The organism is Paenibacillus sp. J2L1-98 (assembly GCF_056269405.1).
This window is the reverse complement of record NZ_JBWDNW010000007.1, coordinates 1-20,112: the sequence shown is the minus strand read 5'-3', so window position 1 is coordinate 20,112 and position 20,112 is coordinate 1. Positions and strand designations below refer to the sequence as shown.

At 40.9% G+C, this 20,112-nt stretch carries 17 protein-coding genes; 1 reads left to right on the top strand and 16 read right to left on the bottom strand.

The window, feature by feature from the left end:
* Positions 1–25 precede the first annotated feature (25 nt).
* From AC0YNZ_RS15060 to AC0YNZ_RS15000, 13 genes are all read right to left on the bottom strand, one after another.
* Positions 26–1,015, bottom strand: coding sequence for an alpha-1,2-fucosyltransferase (locus AC0YNZ_RS15060; RefSeq protein WP_475827384.1), 990 nt, complete (start codon positions 1,013–1,015; stop codon positions 26–28).
* Complete coding sequence (locus AC0YNZ_RS15055; protein WP_475827383.1) at positions 1,008–1,967, bottom strand: GDP-L-fucose synthase family protein; 960 nt, start codon at positions 1,965–1,967, stop codon at positions 1,008–1,010. The genes AC0YNZ_RS15060 and AC0YNZ_RS15055 overlap by 8 nt, the downstream gene beginning before the upstream one ends.
* Before the next feature lie 45 nt (positions 1,968–2,012).
* Complete coding sequence (gene gmd, locus AC0YNZ_RS15050; RefSeq protein WP_475827382.1) at positions 2,013–3,092, bottom strand: GDP-mannose 4,6-dehydratase; 1,080 nt, start codon at positions 3,090–3,092, stop codon at positions 2,013–2,015.
* Between the two features lie 18 nt (positions 3,093–3,110).
* A complete protein-coding gene (locus AC0YNZ_RS15045; protein WP_475827381.1) occupies positions 3,111–4,379 on the bottom strand; it encodes a sugar phosphate nucleotidyltransferase in 1,269 nt (422 codons plus the stop codon).
* Positions 4,380–4,824: 445 nt separating this feature from the next.
* On the bottom strand, positions 4,825–5,730 hold the full coding sequence (locus AC0YNZ_RS15040) for a glycosyltransferase family A protein (protein WP_475827380.1): 906 nt from the start codon (positions 5,728–5,730) through the stop codon (positions 4,825–4,827).
* On the bottom strand, positions 5,727–7,043 hold the full coding sequence (locus tag AC0YNZ_RS15035) for a nucleotide sugar dehydrogenase (RefSeq protein WP_475827379.1): 1,317 nt from the start codon (positions 7,041–7,043) through the stop codon (positions 5,727–5,729). Before AC0YNZ_RS15035 ends, AC0YNZ_RS15040 begins: the two co-directional genes overlap by 4 nt.
* 212 nt (positions 7,044–7,255) lie before the next feature.
* Positions 7,256–8,398 carry a hypothetical protein gene (locus AC0YNZ_RS15030; protein ID WP_475827378.1) on the bottom strand — a complete coding sequence of 381 codons (1,143 nt, stop codon included), beginning with the start codon at positions 8,396–8,398 and terminating at the stop codon, positions 7,256–7,258.
* 155 nt (positions 8,399–8,553) lie between these two features.
* The gene (locus AC0YNZ_RS15025) at positions 8,554–9,276 is read right to left on the bottom strand and encodes a YhcN/YlaJ family sporulation lipoprotein (protein ID WP_475827377.1); all 723 of its coding nucleotides are present in this window, start codon (positions 9,274–9,276) and stop codon (positions 8,554–8,556) included.
* Between the two features lie 242 nt (positions 9,277–9,518).
* Positions 9,519–10,985: a glycoside hydrolase family 32 protein gene (locus AC0YNZ_RS15020; RefSeq protein ID WP_475827376.1), complete on the bottom strand. Its 1,467-nt coding sequence runs from the start codon at positions 10,983–10,985 to the stop codon at positions 9,519–9,521.
* A gap of 95 nt (positions 10,986–11,080) precedes the next feature.
* The gene (locus tag AC0YNZ_RS15015) at positions 11,081–12,817 is read right to left on the bottom strand and encodes a type 2 periplasmic-binding domain-containing protein (RefSeq protein ID WP_475827375.1); all 1,737 of its coding nucleotides are present in this window, start codon (positions 12,815–12,817) and stop codon (positions 11,081–11,083) included.
* A gap of 74 nt (positions 12,818–12,891) precedes the next feature.
* Complete coding sequence (locus tag AC0YNZ_RS15010) at positions 12,892–13,785, bottom strand: carbohydrate ABC transporter permease (protein WP_475827374.1); 894 nt, start codon at positions 13,783–13,785, stop codon at positions 12,892–12,894.
* A 16-nt stretch (positions 13,786–13,801) separates the two neighbouring features.
* Positions 13,802–14,701, bottom strand: coding sequence for an ABC transporter permease (locus AC0YNZ_RS15005; RefSeq protein WP_475827587.1), 900 nt, complete (start codon positions 14,699–14,701; stop codon positions 13,802–13,804).
* A 160-nt stretch (positions 14,702–14,861) separates the two neighbouring features.
* Positions 14,862–15,854, bottom strand: a complete 993-nt coding sequence (locus tag AC0YNZ_RS15000) for a LacI family DNA-binding transcriptional regulator (protein WP_475827373.1) — start codon at positions 15,852–15,854, stop codon at positions 14,862–14,864.
* 343 nt (positions 15,855–16,197) lie between these two features.
* Between AC0YNZ_RS15000 and AC0YNZ_RS14995 the strand changes: the two genes are divergently transcribed.
* Complete coding sequence (locus AC0YNZ_RS14995) at positions 16,198–17,205, top strand: beta-ketoacyl-ACP synthase 3 (RefSeq protein WP_475827372.1); 1,008 nt, start codon at positions 16,198–16,200, stop codon at positions 17,203–17,205.
* A gap of 80 nt (positions 17,206–17,285) precedes the next feature.
* On the opposite strand, the gene AC0YNZ_RS14990 is transcribed toward AC0YNZ_RS14995, so the two are convergent.
* From AC0YNZ_RS14990 to AC0YNZ_RS14980, 3 genes are all read right to left on the bottom strand, one after another.
* The gene (locus AC0YNZ_RS14990; RefSeq protein WP_475827371.1) at positions 17,286–17,462 is read right to left on the bottom strand and encodes a hypothetical protein; all 177 of its coding nucleotides are present in this window, start codon (positions 17,460–17,462) and stop codon (positions 17,286–17,288) included.
* Between the two features lie 35 nt (positions 17,463–17,497).
* Positions 17,498–18,868, bottom strand: coding sequence for a glycosyltransferase family 2 protein (locus tag AC0YNZ_RS14985; protein WP_475827370.1), 1,371 nt, complete (start codon positions 18,866–18,868; stop codon positions 17,498–17,500).
* A gap of 178 nt (positions 18,869–19,046) precedes the next feature.
* A partial coding sequence (locus AC0YNZ_RS14980; protein ID WP_475827369.1) for a WIAG-tail domain occupies positions 19,047–20,112 on the bottom strand: 1,066 nt, incomplete at its 5' end.

Sequence of the window (20,112 nt, the reverse complement as noted above, 5' to 3'; positions counted from 1 at the left end):
ATTATAAGTCTGGTCGAGCAAGTTCTTATTTTTTTATTTCAACTAATTTCACAAAATCATTCCAAGGATTATACTTAATTAATTTTTGAGTTGATTGTTGTGGACGGAGAAATAATTTGCATCTAGTATTAAGCATACTGGCTGAGAACGAGTAGGAGCTATTTGAAATAGCCATAATATCACATTGGCTTAATAAATAGTAATCAGAATAAAAATCAGCTTCTGGTTTGAGACTTCTGTACATATTTAAGTCTTCTGATGTTACGGGATTGAATTTTGAAAAATGCTGAATTACGTTTTGAATTTCATCACTTGCAATGAATAAAATAGGATTATCAAGTGTTTCCCAGATTTGGTCAAGCCATTGAACATACCAACTGCTCGGGGCAACATAGTATGCATGATGTCCCTTATAATCCAAATAATCTCCTCTTCTTAGATGCAAACCAATTACTGTTTTCCCCTTTGATCTTAATAGGTCTAGACCTTTTTTCATTTCATTTTCGATTTCGGGAACTGGAACGAAGAGCGAACGGAAATATTCTTTATATTTAGAATAATATTTTGAATGGTAATTGGTCGATCCGATAAGGTCAACATTTTTTAAACGGGCTGTTTTAAGGTCAGGTTTTTTACTATTAAAAATAGCTACCAAATCTCTTTGACTAGGGGGAGCTAGTGGCAATTCCTTTGTTATTAATGAATCTCTATGTCCAAATAAATATTGTCCGATCCATTCTCGTGTTTCGATTTTAAAATTATAGTGTTTTGCGTAAATTTTCATAAATGCATACTGAAATACTTGATTTCCAAATCGACCGTCTTGTCCAAGTGTAGACTTAGTTATCAATATCTTATTAACTTTCTTATTAACTTTCTTATTAACTTTCTTATTAACTTTCTTATTAACTTTCTTATTAACTCTCTTATTAACTCTCTTATTAACTTTCTTATTAACTTTCTTATTAACTCTCTTATTAACTTTCTTATTAACTTTCTTATTAACTTTAGACATGAGTGTTCACACCACCTGAAAATCTATTTAAGTACCAGCTATAGGTATTTGTGAGACCTTCTTCTAACGATGTTTTTGCTTGCCAGCCTAACGTATGCATTTTAGAGACATCGAGCAGTTTCCGCGGTGTCCCGTCAGGCTTCTGGATATTAAATTCAAGTTCTCCGGTAAACCCAACAATATCTTTTATTTTGTGTGACAACTCTTTTATACTCAATTCTTTTCCTGTTCCAACATTAATAAATGAACCGATATTTTCATAATTATAATTATTTACTAGGAAAACACAGGCTTCCGCTAAATCATCTACGAATAGAAATTCCCTTCTTGACTCTCCCGTTCCCCAAACTTCAACAACCTTCTGCTTTTGAATTTTCGCTTCATGAAACTTGCGTATCAATGCTGGTACAACATGAGAATGTTGAAGATCAAAATTGTCATTCGGCCCGTAAAGATTTGTTGGCATGATAGACATAAAATTTGTATTATACTGGCGATTATAAGCTTCGCACATTTTAATTCCGGCAATTTTCGCGATCGCATACGGTTCATTAGTTGGTTCAAGTACCCCCTGCAACAAATATTCCTCTTTAATCGGCTGAGGTGAATACTTGGGATAGATACATGAACTTCCAAGAAAAAGCAACTTTTTCACATTATACTTATGGGAAGTTTCTATAACATTTGTTTGAATAATGAGATTTTTATAGATAAATTCTGCAGGGTAAGTTGTATTGGCATATATCCCGCCTACTTTGGCAGCTGCTAGAAAAACATATTCAGGTTTCTCTTTACAAAAAAATTGTTCCACAGCCTTCTGATCAAGCAAATTAAGTTCACTGCTAGAATAATAAATTAAATTATGATATCCGAGCTGCTCCAATTTCCTCTTAATCGCCGAGCCAACTAATCCAAGATGGCCTGCGATATATATTTTTTCATGTTTCTTCAACTAAAAACCTCCCGCTATAAAGTAATGCTTTCGCCTGCTTGCTTATTAATCGTAAAATCTATTTCGATTTGTTTTAATGATTGAATCATTTACAGCTTCAACAAGATCCTTCTGTATCATTAAACATACCAGTTCTTCGAAAGAAACCTTTGGTTTCCATCCCAGTTTATCTCTGGCTTTGCTTGAATCGCCAAGCAAAAGGTCTACTTCTGTCGGGCGAAAATAGTCGGGACTAATTTCTATCAACACTTTTCCAGTTTTGCTGTCAATGCCCTTTTCATTAATGCCTTCCCCTGACCATTCAATGTGAATTCCTACTTCGGCAAAAGCTAATTCTACAAATTCCCGTACTGAATGGTTCTCACCAGTAGCAATAACATAATCCTCTGGAGTATCCTGCTGGAGCATAAGCCACATAGCTTCTACATAGTCTTTGGCATAACCCCAGTCTCGTTTGGCATCCAAATTTCCAAGATAAAGCTTACTCTGTAAACCTAACTTTATTCTAACGGCAGAGCGGGTAATTTTTCGTGTAACAAATGTTTCTCCGCGTAATGGCGATTCGTGGTTAAACAAGATCCCATTACATGCGAATATATCATAAGCTTCACGATAGTTTACAGTAATCCAATATGAGTATATTTTCGCAGCAGCATATGGACTTCTCGGATAAAAGGGGGTTATTTCCGTTTGCGGTGTTTCTCTTACTTTACCGAATAATTCACTTGTAGAGGCTTGATAGAATTTGGTTTTTTTGTTTAAGTTTAAAATCCGTATCGCTTCCAATAGGCGTAAAGTGCCTATTCCATCAGCGTTTGCCGTATATTCCGGAGTCTCGAACGATACTTTCACATGACTTTGTGCGGCAAGATTATATATTTCATCAGGCTGTACTTCATTTATAATTCGAATTAAATTTGTTGAATCTGTAAGATCGCCATAATGTAACAAAAATCCCCTTTTCTTTTCATGATTTTCTTGATATAAATGATCGATTCTTTGTGTATTAATTGACGATGCTCTACGTTTTATCCCATGGACTTGATAGCCTTTATCGAGTAAAAACTTCGCTAAATAAGCACCGTCTTGACCCGTGATTCCAGTAATCAATGCTCTTTTCTTCATAACCTCACTCCGATATTTTTAATAGCATACGATTTCAATCATTTCAAGATTCGTGATGGCTTTGAGACCCTCTATTGAACCGAAGGCAATGTTAAGTACATCTCCAGCTTTTATCCGGTCACCTATCCCGTTTCGATGAAATTCCCCCTCACCTGATACAATGATCCATGCTTTATTCTGATCGGAATGCACTTGACATTCGATTTTTTTCCCTATCTCCACACTAATCTTCTTAATAACTACGTCTTTGTTTTTGAATAACTCGGTATCATCTGAAACATGGTGCCAATCTTTCAAATATTCTTTCATTCTGGGGCTTGCCGCTTTATCTGCAATTAAAACACCATCTGAGCTTAATACCGCTACGATATTAGATAGTCCTAATATCGTTACCGGTATGTTTAGCTCGTTAATCAAATGCGTATTTATGGAGTCCTCGCTAATTATTCCATTTCCCAATAGGTTCGTGCTTAAGTGCTCCGTTAATGTACCCCAGTTCCCTAAGTCCTTCCACTGGCCATCATACGGTACAGCAATGATTTGCTTCTCATGTTCGACAACTTTGTAATCGAAACTAGTATTCGGCATTTGGTCATATTGCTTTACGAGTTCATCATATTCGGTAGGTAATGCATTAGCCTTTAGTATAGAAATCAGATAACCCAACTTAAAAGCAAATATTCCACAATTCCAAAGTGCTTTATTATCGATCAAGCCTTTGGCTTGTTCCTCATTTGGTTTCTCTATAAACTGATCTACACACATATAAGAATCATTTGTTTCTGTTTGTACTTGTTGATCCGGAATAATATACCCGTATTGTGTAGCCGGAAAGGTTGGAGTTACACCTATTAAAGCCAAATTAGCATTTGAATGAATAAGAATATTCTCTAACTCTTTAATTCTAGTAAAAAATTGTTCTTCGACATACGGATCTACAGGCATTACACAAACAACTTCATTACAATTTAATCCCACTTCGGAGTACAAATAAGTACATGCTAAAGCAATGGCAGGAAATGTATCCCTTCGATGAGGTTCTAGCAGCACCGGAACTTTATTGTTTCCCAGTTGTATCTTAATCATATCCGCTTGGTTTTGAGATGCAGTTATAATTGAAGAGTCCAACAGACCCGCTGATTTTATTTGTCGGCATACCCTCTGAAGCATGGATTCTAGTTCACCATCGGTATTTTTAAGAAACTTTAGAAACTGCTTAGATCTTAATTCATTTGACATAGGCCATAACCTTTTCCCTGAACCCCCAGACAATAAAAGAAGCTTCATTCGCGATCATCCTTTGCTAAAGAAATGTTCTACTATCCCTCTAAATGCTTCTGACACTCTTTAAATCTATACTATGTAATTTGTGCGAGATAGACACGGCATCTACCATCCATATATAAAATAGTCCAGACCAATTATTCATATTGATCGGGACATCATTCACTGCTCCCTATTATAAAGAAGTTAGAATTTGGAATATTTTGAGAGAGGAATTATCATACCCAAATATTATCATCCGTTCTTGGATGCAACGAAAAAAACAACCTTATGGTCTAGCTGCCTTAGGTTGTCAGGAAGATGAGACAACAGAGCGGGATTATCGGTATTTTCCGCTCTGTGAATGGTAGAGAGATAGTAACTAGAAGGTGATAGCTTCAACTTTTCCAGAATGTTTGCCGTGAGTGCCCGAGCCTATACCCAAATGATACTTACTTCAAATTAGACTTTATCTGTACAATTTCATAATTTTTCCGATTCGTTTTCGATTAACCCTATAATCTGTTTTTTTACGAATTCTGTACCGGGTTGAAGTATTCTTACCATGGATAATTACCATATAGTTACGCGGCTTTAACTTTTCATGACGGAGCCGAATCACGCTTCCATGCCCCTTAAGCGGGTACCGCATTCCTTTTTTATAATCTTCCGTCTTATAAATAAGCGTATAAAACGGCGGAGATTTGCGGACGACGGCTGCTAATCGCTTGCGGTTGGAATCATACCAGAAGCCTCTTTGATTGATTATAGCTTTTGTTGACGGTTTCGGCTTGAAAGCGTGGAGCTGTGCAATAAAATTTTTACGGTACATGTCGTCGGAATCAACCCGCACAAAATATACATGCTTAAATCCTTCTAAGCAGTCCAGCACCCGCTTATCTCTGTCTGAGATTCGAACAAATTGTATATTGGAGGGAAGCTTCTTATAGCTGCGCAGCGCCCGGTGCACCAAAGATTCGGTCTGATCCGCATAATAAATAAAAGCTTTAAAGTTTTTGTTCGTTTGTTTCATCAAACATCTGCACGTATACATCATAAAAATCTTTATCCGATAATCGATCCATTTTTTTGTAAATCTTTCTTTTTTGAAACCGTAAGAATTAAAATGAATTTCTACGATCAAACATTTATTATCCAATGGTTGCACTGGCTGTACTGGTTGCTCCGACAGCACCGGCTGCACCGGTTGCACCGTAAGAACATCATTCGTAATCACATTTACAGCTTCAGAGAGGATTGAAATGAAGGTGTTGCTAGTCTCTTGATCCTGAGCTTCTTCTCCACTTGGATCTTCTGTAATCTCGGTGTCAGCGGTTTGATGCTCTTCATCCATAGGGTTAGAGAATGGACTCAAGAATTACCTCCTCCAAGTTTCACGATCTTCGCTTTGCCTGTTACACCTTTGGTCACATTCCGCGTGTCATATACGAGAGGCACATGTTCCAGTATGAGCTCCAGGGGCATGGAAGAATGATCGGTAGCGATTACGACGCAGTCCATTTTCTTTAACGTTTCTTCGGTAAGCTCTAAGCTCTCATATTTGTTATCGCCAAGCCGCAGAGAAGGAATGTACGGATCATGATAGAACACGTCTGCCCCTTCTATCTGAAACATATGAATAAGTTCAAGCGAAGCTGATTCACGGAAGTCGGCTATATCCCGTTTATAAGCAGCTCCATAAATTAATATGCTGGAGCCCGTCAGCGACTTCTGTGCCAGATACTGTTTGAGCTGCTGCGTGATATATACAGGCATCGTATGATTAACTGCATTCGAAATTTGAATGAAATCAGAATTAATACCGAACTGTTTAATTTTCCAAAGTAAATAAGAAGGATCTACTGGAATACAATGCCCGCCTATTCCCGGACCGGGATAAAAGGCTTTGAAGCCGAATGGCTTGCTGCTTGCCGCTTCGATAATCTCCCATAAATTCAGGTTAAGAACATCGCAAATCATGGCTAATTCATTGATAAACGATATGTTGATCAGTCTATATGAGTTTTCCAATAGTTTCGTCATTTCGGCTGCGTCTGTTGAAGAAATGGGACGGACTTGAATGAATAGCTGCCCGTATAATTCTTCTACTCTGCTAAGGCAAGCAGGCGTGATCCCGCTAACTACTTTCGGAATTTTCTCAACCGGATACTCTTCATTACCTGGATCCACCCGCTCCGGTGAATAAGCCACAAAGAAGTCTGAACCTGCCTGTAATCCCGTTTTATTCAGTACAGGCAGCAGCACCTCTCTGGTCGTACCCGGATAAGTAGAGCTCTCTAATATGACCAGCTGACCCTTCTTCAATCTGCCGCCAATTTCCGCCGCCGCTTGGGTCAGATAACTCAAATCTGGCGTTCCATACGAGGTCAGCGGTGTTGGAACACAAATAACGATCGCTTCGGCAGCTTCCATAAAGCTAAACTGATCGGTTGGCGTATATCTTGCAGTTGCTATGGCTTCTTGAATATCACGGTCCGGTATTTCAGTAATATAGCTCTTTCCATTGTTAAGCATTTCAATTTTCCGACGATCTAAATCGATACCCAATACATGAAATCCCTTTTTTACAAAGAGAAGCGCCAATGGAAGGCCGACATAACCCTGGCCTATTATTGCTACCGTCCGCTGCCCTTTATTGGTGGTTTTAGGTTTTAAGTCATCACTCATATCCTATTATCTCGCCTTCTTTCTAGTTTGTTACTAAGCTAAATTAGTATATGAAGAGATTCAAAATGCGGATTGGACGTTCTACTACTACTAAGTAGAGAAAGCGTGGAAATTTTTAAAAATAAGAATGGCTGCACGAAGGCTATATATTGTAAATAAATAGGCACCTACACGATGGTAGATGCCTAATTTGCGCATTTTTAAACACTTTACTAACCTCTTAGACGGATACTCTTTTTTCGGCTAGCGTTTATTTTTCTGCGCGCTGCTTTTGTTCTATTAACTTGAATAGCCCGGTTCTGTTTATGTCTGATCTTCTGAGACTGAAGTGGATTTGGTATATTGTTGATCCTTTGATTATCCTGCTCATTATTGAAATATGCATTTGACAACAAAAAAGGATTTTCAATTTCCGGATTTTCAATATAGTTTTTGAGAAAAATCCTTTTCGTCTCATCGCTGATCGGTTCCCCGCTTAAGAAGAGGCTGTAGCTCCACGGTTTTTTATTTATATTACTTAGTCCCAGCTCGTTTACATGGTTTATATATTGGTTATATAGATCGCTATAAATTTGCCCCTTTTCCGGCTCGATCCAAGATGATGCCAGTAAAAGATCAGGCGAAAGTTGAAGGCATCGCAGAGGTTGATCGTTAATAACGTATATATCCTCGCCAATCCGCTCAATATTCCATCGTTCGATTAAGTTCAAGGAAGAAACATTATAGCCGGCATGCCGCAGTGAATAAACTTCATCAAAAAAAAGATGGGACAGATCCAGCCAATCTTGATCAGCGAAGCGTTTTTTTTCATGATCGTAATATCCATGATGATCGCTAAGCTTCGACCACCAAAGCACATACTTCTCTGCTACCGGGTGCCTGTTTAATGCAACGAATCCCGGATGATGTAAGCCTGATTTCCGGATTTCTGCCATACCATCCGGATCGAATGTTTCAGGATATATGAAATGCCCCGTAACCGTAATAGGATGTTCCTTCACAATTGCTGGCAGCTCATCAAAAGGACCTAGTACTTTCATATCAGCATCCAAATAGACCATAATATCCTCATCTTTATATTTATAGTAGATATATTTCATTAATGGCGCTTTGCAAGAGCGCAGCGCTTCCTGCAACGTGTATTGAAAGAAAAATTTATGATAAATGGAATACGTAGTAATATGTTTCATTAAAATAACTTCATTGAAATATGGAAAGCGGAGCGCTGAATCTGGTATCTTATCTTCAATAATACCAACGACAACTTTGCTTCTAGGCATATATTTTTTGACTGATCTCGCCATGATCATTGCTTTCGGCAAACCGCTTGCGCTTGTAACCGTTCCAAATATCATGCTGCTCCTCCCAGTCTAATTAAAGGTATGCCTTATCCTATGAATGTCTAAATTCATGGGAAACCCCTATTTATGCCTATTTACACAAAAAAACCGATTTAGAGAGTGGCAGCTCACTATACCGGTTTGTTTTTCTATTTTTTGATAATACCGAATCAGTCGTAAATCATACGTTTGTTTTTTATACTAGTGCTTTTGAGTTCGTTGTCGCTGGATTTTGCAGGGAACACCCGTTCAGCCATAGCGTTAAATTCCGCAATAAAACCTTGAATAGGATGGCCCAGCTTCACATCGTTCATGTAGCTGTTCAAGCGTCCGACAAAATCCGGATTTGCAGATACGTATACATTCTCCACGCTTGGCCTCAAACGTTTGACCTCATTTGCGATCTCGTCTTTTATTTGATCCGTAAGCATATGCTGTCCTGTTGACAGGGTGCTTATTCGTCTGCTCACTCTAACGCCCTCTTTGCCCATATATCCGCTGTTTGTACGGCTCATCATTTTCGAATCGCCTGTAGGTTCTTCATCCAGGGATACCGCAACATACGCGTTATGGTCTGTCAGTAAGACGTATGATAATTTGACAGCATCCATTTTCGTTACGCTCTCGGCAATTTTTTCGCTCATTTCCATCCGATAATTTTTATGTGATCCGATAATATTATTGCTGTTCAACCTACGGCCGTTAACACGGTTCATTTCATTCATCTGATCATTAGCAAAGCGCTTGTCCTTCAGTAAATTACCATTTGCATCATATCTTATGCTGTTTGAACGGATATTTTTGTTGCCTAAATCCCCCTGTTTCTCCATGCAGCCCGCAAGCATTGTGCTAAGCAGCACGCCAGCAGATAAAGCAATGATTCTTTTGTGCATTTAGCCATCCTCCAATTCGGTTTGATCAGGCTTCAGGCCCTTTCTTAGCGTTCACCAATCACTTTCAAACTATGCAGCTCCATTTCATTCATGAAACAGCTTAATGCCAATCTACACCTTGTTTCTGTGCACGAAATATCTTTGCCCGAAATGGGAAAACTAATGGCAATAAATTAAAAAAGCCGCATGATATGCGACTTTTAACGGGTTAATGTTTTTGACTTCTGAACCGCAGTTATAGGTCAGAACAGTTTATATATTTTCACTTTATAGGGCAGCTCGGTCTCTCCATGACAAAAAAAGGATAATCCCAATGCGTTTGAGGATGGATAGATTAATTCTGTAATCACTTTATGACCTTCGTTCGCAAAAACCTCTACTGATGACCGGTCTACAAAAAGATGCAGCTGCACACATTGATGATTCGGCTGTAAGATCGCTTGATGTCTACCTGAGAAGTCCTCTTGAAAATCAATAACTCCTGAACGAGTGCGGTCTACGAAAACTTCCTTGTCCTTCACGGAGTAGCCTACGACTGTTTCTTCCTGTGTAGAGGTTCTTATCTTGAAACCAAAGGATTCCACATCTTCCACAAGTTCGAATTCGGCTACAATTTCATACGTCTCTAATTGGAGATCTTTGCATTTCGATTTTAGTTCGCTTGAAGCTTTCCCCTCTACCTCTAAAAGAGGAACCCTGATCGCTTCCATTTCCTTCACAGGTCGTTGAATTAATACGATTTCTCCATTCCTAGTTTCCAGTGTCAGCTCTCTTGGAATCGTCATGGCGCTTCTCCAGCCTTCGGTAGGAGTCACGTTCGCATATTTCCAATTGCTCATCCAGCCGATATAAATTCGGCGTCCATCTGACTCTGGAACATCCGACCAGCTGACACCTGCGTAATTATCTCTTCCATAATCGATCCAGCGAATCGTCTGAGAAGCTTCATCGGGCACAAAGGTACATCCATCGAATTGTCCGGTAAAATACTGGGTTCTGGAGCCTTCCTTGATTCCAGGCTCGTTTGCAATGCTAATAAGCATGACCCATTTAAGTTTCGTTCCATCTCCATCCACGGGTAGTGCGAACAAATCCGGACATTCCCAAACGCCATCATGGGAACCGATTCCTTGACCAAACTCGCTGCCAAAGCTCCATTCCTTTAAATTCGAGGAATAATAGAGGCAAACCGTCTGACCGCAAGCTAGAATCATAACCCACTGCTTCGTTTCCTTATGCCAGAACACCTTCGGATCCCGAAAATCGATAAATTTGTCAGAGGTTAGAACTGGATTGCCCTCGTATTTAACCCAGGTTCTTCCCGAATCTTTACTATAAGCAATACTTTGACTTTCTTTCGGCGCCTGATCTGGTGGATGATCATGATGCGTAAAAATAGCTACAAGTCCAGGTTTTCCATCAAAAAAACCGGCAGTATCGTTCCAATCAACCACGGCACTGCCCGAAAAAATCATGCCCTGCTCATCAGGTGCAAGTGCTATGGGAAGATGCTCCCATGTAATGAGGTCTCTGCTTACGGCATGCCCCCAGTGCATGGGTCCCCATGTTGTTCCGTTCGGATGGTACTGATAGAAAAGATGATATTCTTCATTAAAATAAACCAGACCATTCGGGTCATTCATCCAATTCGCTTTAGGAGTAAAATGAAACTTGGGGCGGTACTTCTCTACATTAATCACAGTAGACATTTCTCTCTCTCTTCCTTCCATATTAGAGAATCCAAACGTGAGATGAAATTAGGGTTAATAATGGGTTCTGTCAAAGACAGAACCCATTATTTCCTTTATTGATTTAATGAGCTTTGAATTTCTTTCGTTATTTGGGCACCGCCCTCATCGTTCCATTTTTTCACAAATGCATCAAAGGTGCTGATTGGCTCTTGACCTACGATGATTTTGGAGAAAGTTTCATACTCAAGCTTGCTTAAGTTGGCCCAGCGCTTATCCATCGTTTTTGTTCTCTCGTAAGTCAAGGAATTAACGAACTTGAATTTGCCTTCCACATATGGCTTCAGGCCTACACCAAAGGACCAAACCCAACCAAATTCATTCGCTTTATCCCCGGAGAAATCCCAGCCTGCAATGTTCAGATTGCTGTAAGGCTCTGTTTTGGAAGCCGTAATTTTATCGAATGCCTGGTTTTGGTAAGCATCATAGTTATTGAAGTAAGAATGAACCTCATCGGCAGTCTTCTTTCCTTCGAAATAGTTGTTTACTTCCTGTAGAACCATGGCAGGACCATCTGCAATTGAGAAGGTTTGGTACATCGGGAATGCGGCATCTCCTAATACCGTTTGGTCTTTTTCATCCACGTAGTTTTTTAGACCCGCTTTGAAAATGTTGAGCATTTTAATAACAGCTTCAGGGTTTTTGCAGTCTTCGCTGATTACAGTGAAGGTCTGAGCTGCGTTTCCACCTTTCGCCAGGTAGATTCCGTCGGAGCTGGATGGAAGAAGATAAGGCTGCCAGTTCGCATTTTTATCGTTTTTCCAGCTGTTTCCGATATCAGCAAACGGGCTCCACCATGTACCGAAGAACAAACCAGCCTTGTTGTTTGCAATCAATTCTTCTGTCTTGGTCGTTAACATACCTGGAGAAATTAGACCTTTTTTGTACATATCAGCCAATTTTTGAAGAGCTGTCTTCGTTTCAGGCAGAATAGAGCCATAAATCGCTTTACCTTCGCTATCCTTTACCCATATTCCAGGGAAGGCATTCGAGGATGCGAAGATCGGGTCAAAATGGAAGTTGATGTTCGTATTGGTCAGATCCTGGTACAGCTTTCCGTCTTTAGATGGACCAACAAGTCCAACTGTATCCGCTGAACCGTTTCCATCCGGATCTTTCTCAATGAACGCTTGCGCAATTTTTTCAAGCTCTTCCACATTTACAGGAGCCTTCAAGTTCAATTTATCTAACCAGTCTTGACGAATCCACACGACAGACAACAGATCCGGCAAAGGGTTGGAGGAAGGAATACCGTACATTTTTCCATCCTTCGTTACTAAGCTGTCGAATAGAGCTTTGTTGGAGTTGTAAACTTCCTTCGTGACTGGACTTGCATAGTCGTTCCAAACGCCGGAGATGTCTTTGGCCAAGCCTGCTTTTACAATCGCTTTGTATTGCGCATAAGTTAAGCCGGTCAAGTAATCTGGGATTTTACCGCTTGCGATCGCTAAATCTACCTTTTGAGCATAGTTCACGCCAGATGCAGAGAAAGCATTCTCTACTTGAATGTTAAACTTATCCTTTAGCATTCTAGTATACGCATTGTCGTCCAAGTTTTGATTCTCAGGGAATTTCTGATTCGGGTCAGTCCCGGCCCCTCTTGTAATGGTAATCAGCTCGGATTGTTTACCTAGCGGGTCTGCTTTTGACGTTGCAGAGGGCGCATTACTCGTTTCGGCAGCAGTTGGGGCTTTGCTATCTTGCCCGGTACATCCCGCGAGTAAGGCCATGCTAAGCGACAATACTAATGACAAGGATACTGCAGGCACTTTTCTCATGTTGAGTTTCTTCATGCTTTTATTCCCCTTTTTATAATATTTATGTTAAAGGATGTTCTCCTCAAACATCGAAACTACCGGAAAGCAGATTAGCCCTTTACAGATCCAAGTGTAATTCCTTTGACAAAATATCTCTGTAAGAACGGATAGATAAGCAGAACAGGAATCATCGCTACAAAAATCTTGGCTGCATTTAAAGAATCGTTATTCAATATGGACATACGATTTAATTGTTCAACGGTCATTGTAGCCATATTCTCCAGACTTGTCGCAACCACCAGCTGTTGGATGTATGTTTGTAACGGATAGCTCTCCGCTTGAGTGGATAAAACCATCCCTTGGAAGAAATCATTCCAATACGTCACCATCGTGAACAATAGAACAGTAGCTAATACGGGCTTTAAGAGAGGCAGCAATATGCTGAACATGTATCGCCATGGACCCGCTCCATCCATTTTCGCCGCCTCTTCCAACTCTTCCGGCAAATTTTTAATGAAGTTAGTAATCAAAATTAAATTAAAGATGGGAACCCCGCCGCATAAAACCAAGCCCCAGATGCTGTCTAACTGGTTGTAAGTTTTCAATGTGATAAACCAAGGAATCAAGCCGCCGTTAAACAACATACAGAATACGAATAACCACATCAGAAGATTACGACCCGGCAATTGCTTGCCCGTCTTTGACAAAGGATAAGCAGCTACTACCAGCACCAGCATCGTAAACGCAGATCCCAGAACGACACGCTCTACAGACACCCACAGCGCCTTGAAAAATTTAGGATCCGACAAAATCGCTTTAAATGAATATAAGTTAAAGCCAATCGGATAAAAGGATACAATTCCCGCCTGCACTGCAGCTTTTTCACTTAACGCAATCATTAAGCAGTACCAGAGCGGCAGCAAACATAGTAATGTCATGACGACGAGAATAATTAAATTGGATATATCAAACACTTTTGACCCTAATGATCTGTTCTCAACCACTTTGCTTCCTCCAATTTTAGAAGATTCGGTAGCCCACAAGCTTTTTGGCAACCCAATACCCAATCGTAATAAGAATAAAGCTGACGACCGATTTCAATAAACCTACCGCTGTACCAAAGCTGAAATCCAGTTGCTGTAAGCCTGCACGATAAACATAGGTATCAATGATATCTCCCGTGCTGTATACGAGCGGATTGTACATATTGAACACTTGGTCAAAGCCTGCGTCCAGAATACCGCCAAGCGATAAAATAGCTAGAAGAGCAATGGTGGTACGAATTCCAGGCAAGGTTACGTGCCACAATTTTCGTAGGCGGCTCGCCCCGTCAATATCCGCCGCTTCATACAGAGATTGGTCTATGCCGGTTAAGGCAGCCAAATAAATGATAGAATTGAAGCCAAAGTTTTTCCAAACATCCGAACCGACAATGAATCCCCTGAATAAATCCGCTTGTTGGAAAAATTGAACAGACTCCATTCCTAGAAATTCAAATATTCTATTAACTGGACCATTAAATGCAAAGATTTGAAGCATGATGCCGGATAAAATAACCCATGACAGGAAGTGCGGCAAATATACACTTGTTTGGATTATTTTAACCAAGTACTTTTGCCTTAGTTCATTAAGCAGCAAAGCGAACACAAGCGGAACGAACAAATTCCCGATGATTTTGCCAAAAGCAATGACCAGCGTATTCCATAAGACAACGCGTACATCGCTAAGCTCCATCATGTATTGAAAATTTTCAAGACCAATAAATTCTGACTTTAGAAACCCTTCTCCCGGATTAAAATCTTGGAACGCCATTACTACACCGAACATCGGCACGATTTGGAACATAATCAACCAAATTAAAGCCGGAATCAACATGATCCAAAAATGTTTAATATCAGTATTCTTCTTTGGCTTTAACATAGGATTTAATAGGAACTGGCTTCGTTTTAAGTCTACTTTCTCATTCTTCAGCTTAGCTTCCACTACAAATAATTCCTCCTTGTTCCTTTTTTTACAAAGTAAGTGTTTACTTAAAACTAAGGAAAACGCTTATATGCAACGTTTTCTTCATACTAATTTTCTAAGTCGTCCCGCCCTTTTTGAATTCAACGGGTAAGCGATATGTTTTCTGCTCTATCTCCTCGCCCTCGATCCTTTGAATAAGAAGCTGTACCGACGTTCTGGCCATTTCTTCAATAGGCTGTTTAATCGTAGATAAGTAGGGATGAAACAATTCGTCTTTCTGAATTCCATCGTAGCCTACGACCTTCACATCTTCAGGAACACGAATTTGATATTCTCGGGCTCGCTTAATATATTCAGCAGCAAGCAAGTCGCCATTTGCAAAAACACCATCTATGCTTTTATTCTCTTCAGAGGAAAATAAGGTTTTAAAATAAGGATCTACATGTTCATCATCAGGAATCTCATAAATAATATAAGGAATTCCGCTCTCTTCGGCTTCATCAATAAAGCCTTGTTTCCTTAAACCCAATTCATCATATACAGTCTTATATGATATAGACGAGTTTGGAACGTATCCTAAGTATGCCGGTTTCTTGGCACCTGCTTTGATCAATTCACTTAGCGCGATACGTCCCCCCGTGTAGTTATCTGAGGTTACACAGGAAATCTCCTCTTTGAAATGCCGGTCTATTGTAACCATTGGGATATCTTTCATGACCCTATGTTCAATATCGTTGTACGTAATCGCAACTATACCAGCAACCTTATTCTGGTTTAACATATCAAAATAATATAGTTCTTTCTCGGGTTTGCCCGCACTATTGCAAAGAATTAATTTATAGCCGCTTTGATCCAACTCATCCTCGATATAATACGCAAGTTCTGAGAAAAAAGGATGCCAGATCGTTGGAAGCAAGAGAGCTACCATCTTTGACTTTTGCATTTTAAAATTTCTTGCAACTTCATTCGGAACATAATTTAGTTTCTGAATAGCATCTAATACCTTGTCCCGTGTTTCAAGCTTGACGGCAGGATGATTGTTAATCACTCGTGAAACCGTTCCAACCGCTACCCCTGCTAAATCAGCAACCTTCTTAATGCTAGACATGGCGAACCTCCAAGTAATCATACTTGTATATTTGGAAACGTTTCATTTCGGAATCGTATTTTTGGAAACGTTTCATTTGAATAAATTTATTATATCAAAGGTTTGGAAACGTTTCAATATGAATTTATATTTTTTTCGTCATGGAACAATTGAAATAAATTTTGTCCAGGATCGGTCATATTTATCCATTGGTTAAAATCGGCAGGCCTTCCTATGGAGTGATCTTCATTCTGGGACATTCATCAAACGATACACACATGACGTTGACAAGAGCGCATCAATGAAGTAAATTAGCATCAGGTACTAGTACTTGATACTAATTTTGTGGGAGGTACTGAAGGTAATGAACGATTCCATCCAATCCGTTATTCGCTCCAATGCCGCAATTACCGCTATCGGCACTTATGTTCCAGAACGAATTTTAACGAATGCCGACTTAGAGAAGCTGGTTGATACGAATGACGAGTGGATCGTGCAGCGGACCGGCATACAGGAGCGTCATATTGCGGCCGATCATCAATTCACGAGCCATCTTTGTTTCGCAGCTGTCCAAAATATGATTGAACGATACAATATTGTCGTGAACGATATCGACTATATCATTGTCGCTACCTCTACACCTGATGCCGTATTTCCAAGCGTAGCTTCACAGGTTCAAGCTCATTTTGACATTGAGAACTGCGGGGCTGTTGACTTACAAGCCGCATGCGCCGGATTTGCCGCTGCCATTCAGCTTGCTAACGGATTGCTGCTTTCCGGTGCTTACCGCAAGGTGCTCGTTATAGGAGCGGAAACGTTATCCAAAATTACCGATTATTCAGACCGAACCACCTGTATATTGTTTGGAGATGGAGCTGGGGCATTCCTTATGGAGTCGTCGGATGACGGAAGCGGAGATGTGATGTCTATGTATTCCATAACGGATGGCGCGCGCGGACATCAGCTTTATCGCAGCAGCTTAGCTTCTGCCATAGGAGATCATGCTATTCATGCAAACGGATTAATTGTACAAAATGGCCGTGAAGTGTACCGGTGGGTTGTCAGTCATGTTGCAGCAGGTGTAAAGCAGCTCATGACACGAAGCAATCTCTCAGCTGCTGACATCGATTGGTTCGTTCCACACAGCGCGAATATGCGTATTATTGAAGCACTTTGCGAAAGAACCGGCTTCACTCTTGACCAAACTTTGTCCAGCATCCAAAGGTTCGGCAATACTTCCGCCGCTTCGATTCCGCTTGCTATAGACGAAGCAGTCAAAGCTGGCACATTGAAGCAAGATCAGCTCATGCTTCTTTATGGGTTTGGAGGCGGCTTAACGCAAGCCGGTATCATTATCCGTTGGTCATTGTAACCAAGTCAAAAAAGCCCAATATGCTATCGTTTCATCTCCTGACGAAACGATAGCATATTGGGCTCAGCATGCCGATTTTATTATGGCTGTTGTTCATAGGCCAATTGATGACCATCTTCAAAACCTTTTGCAAACCCCGTATTGTAACCATCGTTGAACACTTGACCTAATTTTACGCGCTCGTTATTTTTCTGAGTTAGACGCTTTCTTTGTACGGACTTTCTGCGCTGTAACGTCTTTTTTTTACTTATTGCCATCCATTTTGCCTCCTAACCATTCACTCGAATAGAGTTTACAATGCTTGCCAAAGGCTGACCGGTCCTATTATAGGCAGACCATCGGGAACATCTTGAAGCTGTGAGTCAGACAAACTGATTTGTGAACGCATATTCATGCACCATGCCTTGGCTGCTAAAGGACTAACGACAGCTCGTTTCATGCCCTTTTCCATATAATACATACCGCCATCCGCCTTGATGCAAATGGATCCATGGAGATCGGTGTTTTGTCCATCTCCCTGAACAATATCCAATTTAAGCAGCGCTTCCTCCTCAGTCAATACGGGCCCGAACAACCATCGTTTTAAATCAATTTGGGACAACTGAATGACAGGTCCATCCCATATCCCTTCAATAGGCCTGCGAACATCATCTTCAATCCAGAAAATGGTATCCGTTAACCCTTTTACTGCAATCGCTTGCGGGTAAAACGTCGTTTCGCCGAGGTTTCGTTCATGCAACCGATCCTGTCGATAAGCGTCTATCCGGCGTAATAATTTGTTGATTACACTTTTATACGAATTCTCATTCCATTTATCCGTATAGTATCGTATTGCTTTCTCGCTTACCGCTCCCGCTTTACGGGCTGGAATCACCTTATTATCCTTTGCGATATGAACGAAGGCGTCTCCAGCATACACGAAAGAAAGTCCTTGGAGTTTTACTCTAATGCAATAATCTTCTATAACGTATGATCCTTCGGAGCAGCCTTCGTCCAAAAACCCTACCTTCTCTAGCAAATCGCGCCGAAACAACAAACACTTTTGGGACAAATTCTCTGCATCGCTCCATTTGGTAGAATCACTCTGATTGCTTAATGTTGTTTGCAGATCATCCATACTGCTGTAATTCATATCAATCAGCTCGCTGACGTTCATTTCATTCAGCACCGGTCCTACCATACCGATGTTAGAATTACTTTGTAAGCAAATAAGCATATTGCTCAGCCAATTGTCGGTACAAACAGCATGATTGCTTAACAATAGAATCGTCGTTCCTTTGGCCATCATTAAGCCCCTGTTCACCGCTCCTGCAAAACCATGATTATGCGATAAAATTTGATATCTCACAAAACCGTCCAGCTGCTTCAAATAATGCTTAATTCCATCTGAGGAGTTGTTATCTACTACGATTATTTCGTAGGACAAATCCGTATGATAGATGATACTTTCAATGCATCTCTTAACGTATTCGACCTCGTTATCGCTCGGAATGATAATACTTGTTCCTTCAAAATGCGATTCAAAGCTTTTATATCCTGCTTCTAAACCCTGCTGGTAGCCTTCATCCAAGCCGCGTTTGTAACGATCAACGCGTTTGTTCATATTGGTTTTCAAATCAGATTTGTTTTTGAGACGTTGGTCATTCTTTTTTTTTCGTCTCATTAGCGATCTCTCCAATCCTTAATATGATCGATCGGTATAACACCATAACACCATATTGTATGTAGGACTTCCTGTACCGTAACGGCATCCGTGTAATTTTCGAAATTATACCGTCTTCCGTATATTATAAAAAAAGAGGATTTTGACGCTTTTCGCGTACAAAATCCTCTTATCGTATCTAGGCTCTACCGATTGCAATCCAGTTAATATCACCTCTAGGATCTTGACTGATGCGGGTACGGATAACGGTAATCTTTGCTTGTTCGGCCGTTTTTGATTGTATCACTGCATAACAAGCGGGATTATCAATCGTCGCCGTTAGTACGTAACGATTATCCGAGAAAGGCTCTTCGAAAGCAATGACGACTTCAATCTGCTCTTCTTGAAAAGTGAAGCTAAAGGGCGACAATCCGAACTGCTGCTTAGTAACTCCGCTGCTTGCAGTCGATATTACAGGCGTAAAACTTAATGAAGAAAGTTCAATCGTCTTTTGCTGCAAGGACAGAATCGTTTCATTTTCAGCAATATACGCTTGCAGCATGCCTGGCGCGAGCTTATCGGCTGTTACGCTGCCTGCCGAAAGCTGTTCTGCTCCTACGCTGCCGTTTTCCAATTGTTCCGGGCCTACGCTTCCGTATGCCAGCTTTTCTCTCGTTACGCTGCCTGCCGAAAGCTGCTCTGAGCCTACGCTGCCGCTTTCCAATTGTTCGGAGCCTACGCTTCCATATGCCAGCTTTTCTCTCGTTACGCTGCCTGCCGAAAGCTGCTCTGCTCCTACGCTGCCGCTTTCCAATTGTTCCGGGCCTACGCTTCCGTATGCCAGCTTTTCTCTCGTTACGCTGCCTGCCGAAAGCTGCTCTGAGCCTACGCTGCCGCTTTCCAATTGTTCGGAGCCTACGCTTCCATATGCCAGCTTTTCTCTCGTTACGCTGCCTGCCGAAAGCTGCTCTGCTCCTACGCTGCCGCTTTCCAATTGTTCCGGGCCTACGCTTCCGTATGCCAGCTTTTCTCTCGTTACGCTGCCTGCCGAAAGCTGCTCTGAGCCTACGCTGCCGCTTTCCAATTGTTCGGAGCCTACGCTTCCATATGCCAGCTTTTCTCTCGTTACGCTGCCTGCCGAAAGCTGCTCTGAGCCTACGCTGCCGCTTTCCAATTGTTCCGGGCCTACGCTTCCGTATGCCAGCTTTTCTCTCGTTACGCTGCCTGCCGAAAGCTGCTCTGAGCCTACGCTGCCGCTTTCCAAT

What these genes read in the sequence shown, in the direction of transcription:
- AC0YNZ_RS15060 (WP_475827384.1), bottom strand. Translation starts at nt 1,015, where the DNA reads ATGTCTAAAGTTAATAAGAAAGTTAATAAGAAAGTTAATAAGAGAGTT.
- gmd (WP_475827382.1), bottom strand. Translation starts at nt 3,092, where the DNA reads ATGAAGAAAAGAGCATTGATTACTGGAATCACGGGTCAAGACGGTGCT.
- AC0YNZ_RS15045 (WP_475827381.1), bottom strand. Translation starts at nt 4,379, where the DNA reads ATGAAGCTTCTTTTATTGTCTGGGGGTTCAGGGAAAAGGTTATGGCCT.
- AC0YNZ_RS15035 (WP_475827379.1), bottom strand. Translation starts at nt 7,043, where the DNA reads ATGAGTGATGACTTAAAACCTAAAACCACCAATAAAGGGCAGCGGACG.
- AC0YNZ_RS15030 (WP_475827378.1), bottom strand. Translation starts at nt 8,398, where the DNA reads ATGATATTTGGAACGGTTACAAGCGCAAGCGGTTTGCCGAAAGCAATG.
- AC0YNZ_RS15025 (WP_475827377.1), bottom strand. Translation starts at nt 9,276, where the DNA reads ATGCACAAAAGAATCATTGCTTTATCTGCTGGCGTGCTGCTTAGCACA.
- AC0YNZ_RS15020 (WP_475827376.1), bottom strand. Translation starts at nt 10,985, where the DNA reads ATGTCTACTGTGATTAATGTAGAGAAGTACCGCCCCAAGTTTCATTTT.
- AC0YNZ_RS15015 (WP_475827375.1), bottom strand. Translation starts at nt 12,817, where the DNA reads ATGAAGAAACTCAACATGAGAAAAGTGCCTGCAGTATCCTTGTCATTA.
- AC0YNZ_RS15005 (WP_475827587.1), bottom strand. Translation starts at nt 14,701, where the DNA reads ATGTTAAAGCCAAAGAAGAATACTGATATTAAACATTTTTGGATCATG.
- AC0YNZ_RS15000 (WP_475827373.1), bottom strand. Translation starts at nt 15,854, where the DNA reads ATGTCTAGCATTAAGAAGGTTGCTGATTTAGCAGGGGTAGCGGTTGGA.
- AC0YNZ_RS14995 (WP_475827372.1), top strand. Translation starts at nt 16,198, where the DNA reads ATGAACGATTCCATCCAATCCGTTATTCGCTCCAATGCCGCAATTACC.
- AC0YNZ_RS14990 (WP_475827371.1), bottom strand. Translation starts at nt 17,462, where the DNA reads ATGGCAATAAGTAAAAAAAAGACGTTACAGCGCAGAAAGTCCGTACAA.
- AC0YNZ_RS14985 (WP_475827370.1), bottom strand. Translation starts at nt 18,868, where the DNA reads ATGAGACGAAAAAAAAAGAATGACCAACGTCTCAAAAACAAATCTGAT.